The following is a 3,635-nucleotide window of genomic DNA, read 5'->3' as shown; positions in this document are numbered from 1 at the left end:
GCGTAATCCTACAGATTTACATTCATGGCATATGGATGAGACTTATATCAAAGTGAAGGGGCGATGGACTTACCTGTATCGTGCAGTTGATCAACGTGGTCATACGATTGACTTTTACCTTTCCGCTAGACGGAACAGTAAATCAGCCTATTGTTTTTTAGGAAAGATCTTCAATACGGTGAAAAAATGGCAAATTCCACGGGTCATCAATACAGATAAAGCAGCGACCTATGGCCATGCTTTATCACGGTTAAAGCGAGAAGGAAAATGTCCAGTAGATATTGAGCACAGGCAGATTAAGTATAAAAATAATGTCATTGAATGTGATCATGGTAAGTTAAAGCGGATCATCAGGGCCACATTAGGATTCAAATCTATGAAGACGGCTTATGCCACAATTAAAGGTATTGAAGTCATGCGTGCACTACGTAAAGGACAAGCATCGTCATTTTATTATGGTCAGCCTCAAGGTGAAGTGTGTCTAATCAACAGGGTTTTCGGTCTCTAAGCACTTTTAAAAAGGAACTTCATCGACTCAAATCTCTATTTGCAACAGTGCCCTGCTATTTCGTTATGGTCTAACGGTGTGAAATGTCTAAATTATTTGGGTTTGACAGAGCAAGTTGAAAAGCTTGGCGGCAAAATGGATAACCTTGCTTATATTGATGGTCTGACGGGCGATGTGATGACCCAGTTTAGCCTTTATCCATTGATTGAAGAAGTCGGGCAACGACCATATCCGGTATCACGTGCGGAACTTCAGAATATGTTAATGGATGAATTTGGTCGTGAAGATATTCATCTAGCTAAGAAAATGATTTCTTTTGTTGAAGAAGGAGAGCGTGTAAAAATTCAATTTGCAGATGGTAGCGAAATAGAATCTGATCTATTGGTGGGTGCAGACGGTACACACTCAATTACTCGTGCCTATGTTTTAGGTGAGCAAGTTGAGCGACGCTATGCAGGCTATGTCAATTGGAATGGTCTCGTTGATGTCTCAGACGATTATGCCGCAGCAGATCAATGGACAACGTTTGTAGGTGAAGGCAAACGTGTTTCACTGATGCCAGTGGCGAATAATCGTTTCTATTTCTTTTTTGATGTGCCGTTAGCTGTTGGTCTTGAAAATGATCGTAGCCAATACAAAGCTTTATTCAAACAATACTTTAAAGGATGGTGTGAGCCTGTCCAAAAGTTAATTGATGCAGTCGATGTGCAAAAGACCAATCGTGTAGAAATTCACGATATCGAACCATTTGCCAATTTTTACAAAGGTCGAGTGGTGATTGTAGGTGATGCAGCGCACAGTACAACACCTGATATTGGTCAAGGCGGCTGCCAAGCGATGGAAGATGCTATCTATTTGGCACGTTCATTGCAAATTAATACCTTAGGTTTACAAGATTCTTTACGTCGCTATCAGAACAAGCGTAATGAACGTGCCAATGAGTTGGTACTTCGTGCCCGTAAGCGCTGTGATGTGACACATATGAAAGATGAAGCGGTGACCCGAGAGTGGTATGAAGAGTTACGTAAAGAACAAGGCAATCATATTATGAAGGGAATTATTAGTAACATTGTCGGTAATCCACTCGACTAAGCTGTAAGACACAAAAAGAAATGTAAAACTAAAAGGTTAGCTTTCAGCAGCCAGTGTGAATATTCACACTGGCTTTTTTTAGCTATTTAGAAACATTAGATTGAAGAGCAAAGGATTAAATGTTTAAGGAAGTTGCTTTAATTGCAATTTGATTTCTTCCATTTTTTCGACCAATAAATTTACCATTATTTGTGAAAGACGAGATGTTTGACGTTTTGAAGCGACGCACAGTGCAATGGTTAAACGATGCATACCTTTTTCACGAATGGGCTTAAATACGATCTTTTTTGAGTTTAAAAGTGGTAATGCATCCATATATGACATTAAGCCAATGCCTAATTGTTGTTGAATTAATGATGTTATCATTCTAATGTCATTACATTCTATCTTTTGTATAGGATTAAATTTGTGATGTTTATAGAGTGTATGTACATAATCACTGATGACTAAGGGCTCACTTGGCATGATATGACGCTCATTTAAAGTGTCAGATAAATAGATTTTATCCATGCCGGCTAAGGTGTGATGTGGTGATAAAACATAGCCTAAAGGAATTTCAATAAAGGATAAGATTTCTAATTGATTGTGACTTTTAGGATTTAAGATAATGCCAAAATCTAATTCTGCATCAATGATTTTTCTCGATATTTCTTCACTGCTATTCATACTGATATTGAGATTAATCCATGGATAGCTTTCAGCCATGCGTTGAATACAATCCACGACAAAACCATCATTTAGGGCAGAAATAAAACCCATTTCAATATTGCCGCGACTTAATCCTTGAATTTCATCAAATCGAATTCGAGTCAGCTGATATTCTTTTTGCCATTTAAGCAAATCAGCATAAAGTAATTCACCTGCTAACGTTAGCTTCAGCCCCTGCGGTAAACGCTCAAATAAAGCAACGCCTAACTCTTCTTCAGCAAGAATAATTTGCCGATGCACTGCAGAGACTGAAATAAAAAGCTGTTCTGCGGCTTTACGTAAACTGCCAGTACGGGCAACAGCCATAAAATATTCAGAAAATCGGGAAAAGGTAATCGACATACAGCTATTCAATCTCACGGGCAGTTTACAAAGTACTTATCCATGCTTAAGCGATTTTCATGCCATAACTTTTGATTTTTTCAATTCATTCTGCTTTTGTGTTCTAAAAAGCAGAACATTGTATGCAAATCATTCTAATAGACAGAAATGCTATCCAAACGTATTTTTGACTTAGAAAGGCTTTGTTGCACAAAGATTTAAAAGATAACACTCTGCTCATTTGAACAGAATTCAAGTGACAACTTGGGTATGAGGACGACCTAATTCTGTAAATTTGTTCAATACGGCTATGCGTGCATGAATCTCATTCACCTGACTAGAAAAACTCCTTGCTGTTAATTTATCACCTAATAGTTTGATGCAATGCATCTTGGTTTCAACTAAACTTCGACGATGATAACCAGACCATTTTTTCCAAAGCGTTCTTCCTAAACGTTTAACTGTTTTCAGTAACTCATTCCGCTCTAAAGATCTCAATTTCTGATCTTTCCATGGTTTTGCATTTTTTCTTGGCGGAATGAGCGCATGTGCATCTCGATCTAGAATGACTTGTCTGCAGTGCTTCGTGTCATAAGCACCATCGGTATAGACCGAATCAATTCGTTCATCTAAGGGAATTTTAGCAAGTAAATCACCGAGTACTTGCGAATCGCTCACATTATTTGTAGTAAGCTGTACTGCACGTATTTGCAAGGTTTCAGCATCGATGCCAATATGAAGCTTACGCCATTGGCGACGATATTCAGGTCCATGTTTCTTACGTTTCCACTCACCTTCACCTAGAAACTTTAAGCCAGTTGAGTCGACGAGTAGATGTAGCCCATCACTACTTTTTTGATAGCTAATCGCAATATCAATATGTTTTTGTCTTCGACAAAGCGTACTGTAATCTGGTGCGGTCCAATTTAATCCACAAAGTTTAATCAGACTTTGAACAAAACCTGTGACCATGCGTAAAGAGAGTCTAAATAAAGATTTGATCATT

Annotated in this window: 3 protein-coding genes and 1 pseudogene; 2 read left to right on the top strand and 2 right to left on the bottom strand. The window is 38.3% G+C overall.

Features of this window, described 5'->3' with window-relative positions; all coding sequences use genetic code 11:
* The coding region (locus tag J500_RS16505; protein ID WP_034700672.1) for an IS6-like element IS1008 family transposase at positions 1–508 on the top strand (508 nt) is incomplete at its 5' end.
* 54 nt (positions 509–562) lie between these two features.
* A pseudogene (gene hpxO, locus J500_RS16500) lies at positions 563–1,600 on the top strand (FAD-dependent urate hydroxylase HpxO); the annotation flags it as partial.
* Between the two features lie 123 nt (positions 1,601–1,723).
* Here hpxO and J500_RS16495 read toward each other — a convergent pair.
* Both J500_RS16495 and J500_RS16490 read right to left on the bottom strand, forming a co-directional pair.
* Positions 1,724–2,650, bottom strand: coding sequence for a LysR family transcriptional regulator (locus tag J500_RS16495; RefSeq protein ID WP_000028740.1), 927 nt, complete (start codon positions 2,648–2,650; stop codon positions 1,724–1,726).
* Between the two features lie 231 nt (positions 2,651–2,881).
* A partial coding sequence (locus J500_RS16490; protein WP_034700668.1) for an IS5-like element ISAha2 family transposase occupies positions 2,882–3,635 on the bottom strand: 754 nt, incomplete at its 5' end.

It is taken from the genome of Acinetobacter sp. 479375, from assembly GCF_000581715.1.
Classification (GTDB): domain Bacteria; phylum Pseudomonadota; class Gammaproteobacteria; order Pseudomonadales; family Moraxellaceae; genus Acinetobacter; species Acinetobacter ursingii.
This window is presented reverse-complemented; position numbering and strand designations above follow the sequence as displayed.

What these genes read in the sequence shown, in the direction of transcription:
- J500_RS16495 (WP_000028740.1), bottom strand. Translation starts at nt 2,650, where the DNA reads ATGTCGATTACCTTTTCCCGATTTTCTGAATATTTTATGGCTGTTGCC.